The organism is Microcystis sp. LSC13-02 (assembly GCA_002282935.1).
GTDB lineage: Bacteria > Cyanobacteriota > Cyanobacteriia > Cyanobacteriales > Microcystaceae > Microcystis.
Genome location: MTBT01000333.1, coordinates 1 through 5,663 on the forward strand (window position 1 = coordinate 1; position 5,663 = coordinate 5,663).

5 protein-coding genes are annotated in these 5,663 nt (G+C 48.5%); all 5 read left to right on the plus strand.

Features of this window, described 5'->3' with window-relative positions; all coding sequences use genetic code 11:
• Nucleotides 1-375 precede the first annotated feature (375 nt).
• The 5 genes from rpsL to rpsJ all read left to right on the plus strand — a co-directional run bounded on the left by rpsL (nt 376) and on the right by rpsJ (nt 5,383).
• The gene (gene rpsL, locus BGL89_RS20700; RefSeq protein ID WP_002740176.1) at nt 376-759 is read left to right on the plus strand and encodes a 30S ribosomal protein S12; all 384 of its coding nucleotides are present in this window, start codon (nt 376-378) and stop codon (nt 757-759) included.
• Nucleotides 760-914: 155 nt separating this feature from the next.
• Entirely contained in the window at nt 915-1,385 is a 471-nt protein-coding gene (rpsG, locus tag BGL89_RS20705) for a 30S ribosomal protein S7 (protein ID WP_002739653.1), read from the plus strand.
• 131 nt (nt 1,386-1,516) lie between these two features.
• Nucleotides 1,517-3,592, plus strand: coding sequence for an elongation factor G (gene fusA / locus BGL89_RS20710; RefSeq protein ID WP_286827413.1), 2,076 nt, complete (start codon nt 1,517-1,519; stop codon nt 3,590-3,592).
• 153 nt (nt 3,593-3,745) lie between these two features.
• Nucleotides 3,746-4,975 (plus strand): elongation factor Tu, encoded by a 1,230-nt coding sequence (gene tuf / locus BGL89_RS20715; protein WP_286827414.1) that lies wholly within the window; start codon nt 3,746-3,748, stop codon nt 4,973-4,975.
• A 90-nt stretch (nt 4,976-5,065) separates the two neighbouring features.
• A complete protein-coding gene (gene rpsJ, locus BGL89_RS20720; RefSeq protein WP_002800099.1) occupies nt 5,066-5,383 on the plus strand; it encodes a 30S ribosomal protein S10 in 318 nt (105 codons plus the stop codon).
• Nucleotides 5,384-5,663 lie beyond the last annotated feature (280 nt).

Below are 5,663 nucleotides of genomic sequence, written 5' to 3' on the forward strand. Positions count from 1 at the left end.
CATTTTAGCATATATTTGGTAAATGCGCTAGTATTTAACGGTAAAGCCGTCGTAGAACGACGGGGTTTCAGACCCAAAATTTTCGATGAGGTTAGCTAGAGACAGTTTTTCAGACATTAGCCGATTAATTAGGCGATAATTATCGCTACAATTGCATGATCAAGCCAAAACAACGAAGCTGTAGTTTTATCGCCTAATAACGCTCGAATTAAGTGCCGCCGCCGCCCAAGAAAAAGACAATCTCTAACATCTAAACCGGAGAAAAGCACAACAAGCGACTTGACAACAAGAGCAACAATTTGCTATAATGGCCTTTTGTCAACGATTTGACCTTCGGTAATAGGAGTTCAGAGTAACCTTAGATACAGCCCTATCATGCCCACCATTCAGCAATTAATACGCGACGAAAGATCCAAAGCGAAAAGAAAAACCAAATCTCCCGCCCTCAAACAATGCCCCCAACGTCGGGGAGTTTGTACAAGAGTATATACCACCACACCGAAAAAACCCAACTCAGCCCTACGGAAAGTGGCTAGGGTACGTTTGACCTCTGGATTTGAGGTGACAGCCTATATCCCGGGCATCGGTCATAACCTGCAAGAACACTCCGTCGTCCTAATTCGGGGCGGTCGGGTTAAAGATCTGCCCGGAGTCAGATATCACATCATTCGCGGCACCCTCGATGCCACCGGGGTGAAAAACCGTCAAAAGGCGCGGTCTAAGTACGGAACCAAACGCCCCAAACCCGCCGCTAAATAAACAGGAAATTGATTAACCAAAAAAATACTCCCACCGAGTCGGTCAAAGTTAACCCAAGAGACTGAAGACTCGCAGGAGAGGGTTTGAGATGGGCTGTAATCATCCGACTGTCAAGCAAAAGTTAAAGTTAACCTAGAAAATTCAGGAATACTCCGATGTCTCGCCGTAAAAACGTCAAAAAACGTCCTATTCCCCCCGATCCCGTTTACAATAGCTGTTTAGTCAGCATGACCATCCGCCGGATCATGCGATCGGGCAAAAAATCCCTGGCCGCTAATATCGTTTACGATGCCCTGAAAACCGTCGGCGAACGTACCGGTCAAGAACCCCTAGAAGTATTTGAAAAAGCCGTTAAAAACGCCACTCCCCTAGTGGAAGTGAAAGCCCGCCGGGTCGGTGGAGCCACCTATCAAGTACCGATGGAAGTACGCACCAATCGTGGTAGTACATTAGCACTACGCTGGTTGGTTCATTATGCTCGGACTAGAGGCGGCAAAACCATGGCCGGTAAACTGGCCAACGAGATCATGGATGCGGCCAATGAAACCGGCGGCACGATCAAAAAGCGGGAAGAAACCCACCGCATGGCAGAAGCAAACAAAGCCTTCGCCCACTATCGTTACTAAACCATACTTAGGGCGGTAGACCAGACCTCTGCCGCTAAAAAAACTGTCAAGAAAAGTATAGAATTGTAAATAGTGTAAAAAATACTGGAACAAAATCCAATTTCACTGGCAAGCAAAGCAAGGAGGTTGCTGTGGCACGGACTATCCCGCTAGAGAGAGTGCGAAACATCGGAATCGCCGCTCATATAGACGCGGGCAAAACAACGACAACAGAAAGAATCCTGTTCTACACGGGAGTCGCTCATAAACTGGGCGAAGTCCACGACGGAACGGCAATTACCGACTGGATGGAACAGGAACGGGAGCGGGGAATCACCATCACCGCCGCCGCCATCAGTACCAGTTGGCAAGATCATCGCATCAACATCATTGATACCCCCGGTCACGTCGATTTCACCATTGAAGTGGAACGTTCCATGCGGGTACTCGATGGAGTAGTGGCGGTTTTCTGCTCTGTTGGTGGTGTACAACCCCAATCGGAAACCGTCTGGAGACAAGCCGATCGGTACAAAGTACCCCGGATTGCCTTTATCAACAAAATGGACAGAACGGGAGCGAACTTCTTCAAAGTTTACGAACAATTAAGAGATCGCCTCAGAACTAACGCCGTTCCCATCCAAATGCCGATCGGCGCAGAAAGCGAACTGAGCGGGATCGTTGATCTCGTCAAGATGCGCGCCTATATATATAAGGACGATCTAGGGAAAGACATAGAAGAAACCGACATTCCCGAAGACTTATTGAAAAAGGCCGAAGAATTCCGCCTGCAACTGGTGGAAGCTGTAGCGGAAGCTGATGAAGAACTCCTAGAAAAATATCTAGAAGGTGAAGAACTCACCGAAGCGGAAATCAAACGCGGTCTCAGAGAAGGGACGATTGCAGGTACAATTGTTCCCGTCCTCTGCGGTTCAGCCTTCAAAAACAAAGGGGTACAACTGCTCCTCGATGCCGTCGTCGATTATCTGCCCTCGCCCTCGGAAGTAGCTGCCGTTAAAGGGATTCTCCCCGACGGAACCGAAGAAATCCGGGAAGCGAAAGATGATGCTCCCTTCTCTGCTCTCGCCTTCAAAATCATGGCCGATCCCTTCGGTCGTTTAACCTTCCTGCGGGTTTATTCTGGGGTTTTGGCCAAAGGCAGCTACGCCTACAACTCCACCAAAGGAACCAAAGAACGGATCGCTCGCCTGATTGTCCTCAAATCCAACGAACGGATCGAAGTGGATGAACTGCGCGCCGGTGATCTAGGAGCGGCGATCGGACTGAAAAACACCATTACTGGGGATACCCTCTGTGATGAGAAAAACCCGATTATCCTAGAATCCCTCTTTATCCCCGAACCGGTTATCTCCGTGGCGGTGGAACCGAAAACCAAACAGGACATCGAGAAACTCAGCAAAGCTCTGCAAGCTCTCTCCGATGAAGATCCCACCTTCCGGGTCAAAGTTGATCCCGAAACCAATCAAACGGTAATCGCCGGGATGGGAGAACTGCACCTGGAAATCCTGGTCGATCGAATGCTCCGGGAATATAAAGTCGAAGCGACGGTGGGCGCTCCCCAAGTTGCCTATCGGGAAACTGTGCGGAAACCCGTACGGGCTGAGGGTAAATTTATCCGTCAAAGTGGCGGTAAAGGGCAGTACGGCCACGTCGTCATCGAACTCGAACCGGGTGAACCGGGGTCTGGCTTTGTTTTTGTCTCCAAAATTGTCGGTGGTGCTATCCCCAAAGAATACATCAACCCGTCAGAACAAGGGATGAAGGAAGCTTGCGAATCGGGGATCGTAGCGGGTTATCCCGTCATCGACCTGAAGGCAACCCTGGTGGATGGTTCTTTCCACGATGTGGACTCCTCCGAGATGGCCTTTAAGATTGCCGGTTCCATGGCGATCAAAGAAGCGGTGATGAAAGCTTCTCCCGTTCTCCTAGAACCGATGATGAAGGTTGAGGTGGAAGTACCCGAAGACTTCATCGGTAACGTCATCGGTGATCTTAACTCCCGTCGGGGACAAATCGAAGGTCAAGAAACCGAGACCGGCATCGCCAAAGTCTCCGCTAAAGTTCCCCTAGCGGAAATGTTTGGTTACGCCACTGATATTCGCTCCAAAACCCAAGGACGGGGCATCTTCACCATGGAATTTAGCCATTACGAAGAAGTCCCCCGCAACGTGGCCGAGACGATTATCACCAAAAGTAAAGGGAACGGCTAATCAGTGACCAGTGACCGGTGAGCAGTGAAGACAAACCGATCATTTAAAGTTGGTCGGTCAACTCTAATAACTGCTAACTTAAAACTGATCTCTGGTGACTGATTACTGTTCACCCAGCTGAAGAAGAAAAAAAAACAAAGGAACAGAAAGTAAATGGCACGCGCTAAATTTGAACGGACGAAACCCCACGTTAACATCGGTACGATCGGTCACGTTGACCACGGCAAAACTACCCTCACCGCCGCTATCACTATGACCCTAGCGGCTCTGGGTAATGCCCAAGCTAAAAAATACGATGAAATCGATGCCGCTCCTGAAGAAAAGGCTCGCGGGATCACCATCAACACCGCTCACGTTGAGTACGAAACCGCTGATCGCCACTATGCTCACGTTGACTGCCCCGGCCACGCGGACTATGTAAAAAACATGATCACCGGTGCGGCACAGATGGACGGTGGTATTCTCGTGGTCTCGGCCGCTGATGGCCCCATGCCCCAAACCCGGGAACATATCCTGCTGGCTCGTCAGGTGGGTGTACCTAACCTGGTCGTCTTCCTCAACAAAAAAGATATGGTGGATGATGAGGAGTTACTGGAACTCGTAGAACTGGAAGTGCGAGAACTTCTCAGCAGTTACGACTTTGCTGGCGACGATATCCCCATTATTGCTGGTTCTGCTAAAGAAGCCGTCGAGTACATGACCAAAAACCCCAAAGCCCAAAAAGGCGATAACGAGTGGGTAGATGCGATTTATGAATTAATGGACGCGGTGGATAGCTATATTCCCACTCCTGAACGGGCGATCGATAAACCCTTCCTGATGGCGGTAGAAGACGTATTCTCGATTACTGGTCGGGGGACGGTGGCTACCGGTCGGATCGAACGCGGTAAGGTAAAAGTGGGTGATAACGTGGAATTGGTCGGGATCAGAGAAACTCGCCCCACCACCGTTACTGGGATCGAAATGTTCAAGAAAAGTCTTGAAGAAGGAATGGCTGGCGATAACGCTGGTATCCTTCTACGTGGTATCCAAAAAACCGACATCGAGCGCGGCATGGTTATCGCTAAACCGGGTACAATCAAACCCCACACCCAGTTTGAAGGTGAGGTATATGTGTTAACTCAAGCAGAAGGTGGTCGTCACACTCCTTTCTTTAAAAACTATCGTCCTCAGTTCTATGTAAGGACGACCGACGTAACTGGCACTATCCAAGACTACACCTCCGACGAGGGAGAAACAGTAGAAATGGTCATGCCGGGGGACCGGATCAAAATGACCGTGGAACTGATCAACCCGATCGCTATTGAACAGGGTATGCGCTTCGCTATTCGCGAAGGTGGTCGCACCATCGGTTCTGGTGTTATCTCGAAAATTATCAAGTAGGCTAATCTACTAATTAACGGGGCAGTGAATTTAAAAGCTGCTCCGTTACTGTCTTTATCTCGTACCTTGACAATTGCAATAGGTGAAATTATGGCTACTTTACAACAACAGAAAATTCGCATTCGTTTGAAAGCTTTTGACCGGCGCTTACTCGATACTTCCTGTGAGAAGATTGTCGATACTGCCAATAGAACTAACGCCACGGCGATCGGACCGATTCCCCTACCGACCAAAAGAAAGATTTATTGTGTCCTGCGTTCCCCTCACGTTGACAAGGACTCCCGTGAACATTTTGAAACCCGCACCCATCGCCGCATTATTGATATTTACCAACCCTCTTCTAAGACAATCGATGCTTTGATGAAATTAGATTTACCCGCAGGGGTTGATATTGAGGTTAAATTGTAAAAAATGCCAAAAAGATGTTATCGCTAACATCTTTTTTTCTTAGAGACTCTTTGTCATACCAAATCCGTTTTTATACTAAATCTGGTTATTAAAGACTGATTATCTATTCCTCCTTTTGCCTTTTGCATGAGTGCCTTTTGCCTGTCTTCATAAGTAGCCTATACTCAACGGATTTAGTATCAGTTACCCAATTTTCAGGGAAAAAGTACCTGAATTTTACCCCCGATCACCCCAATGGTAGGCACTTTTTGAGGGAAAAAAAGTCTAAAAGCCTTATCCA

What these genes read in the sequence shown, in the direction of transcription:
- rpsL (WP_002740176.1), top strand. Translation starts at nt 376, where the DNA reads ATGCCCACCATTCAGCAATTAATACGCGACGAAAGATCCAAAGCGAAA.
- rpsG (WP_002739653.1), top strand. Translation starts at nt 915, where the DNA reads ATGTCTCGCCGTAAAAACGTCAAAAAACGTCCTATTCCCCCCGATCCC.
- tuf (WP_286827414.1), top strand. Translation starts at nt 3,746, where the DNA reads ATGGCACGCGCTAAATTTGAACGGACGAAACCCCACGTTAACATCGGT.
- rpsJ (WP_002800099.1), top strand. Translation starts at nt 5,066, where the DNA reads ATGGCTACTTTACAACAACAGAAAATTCGCATTCGTTTGAAAGCTTTT.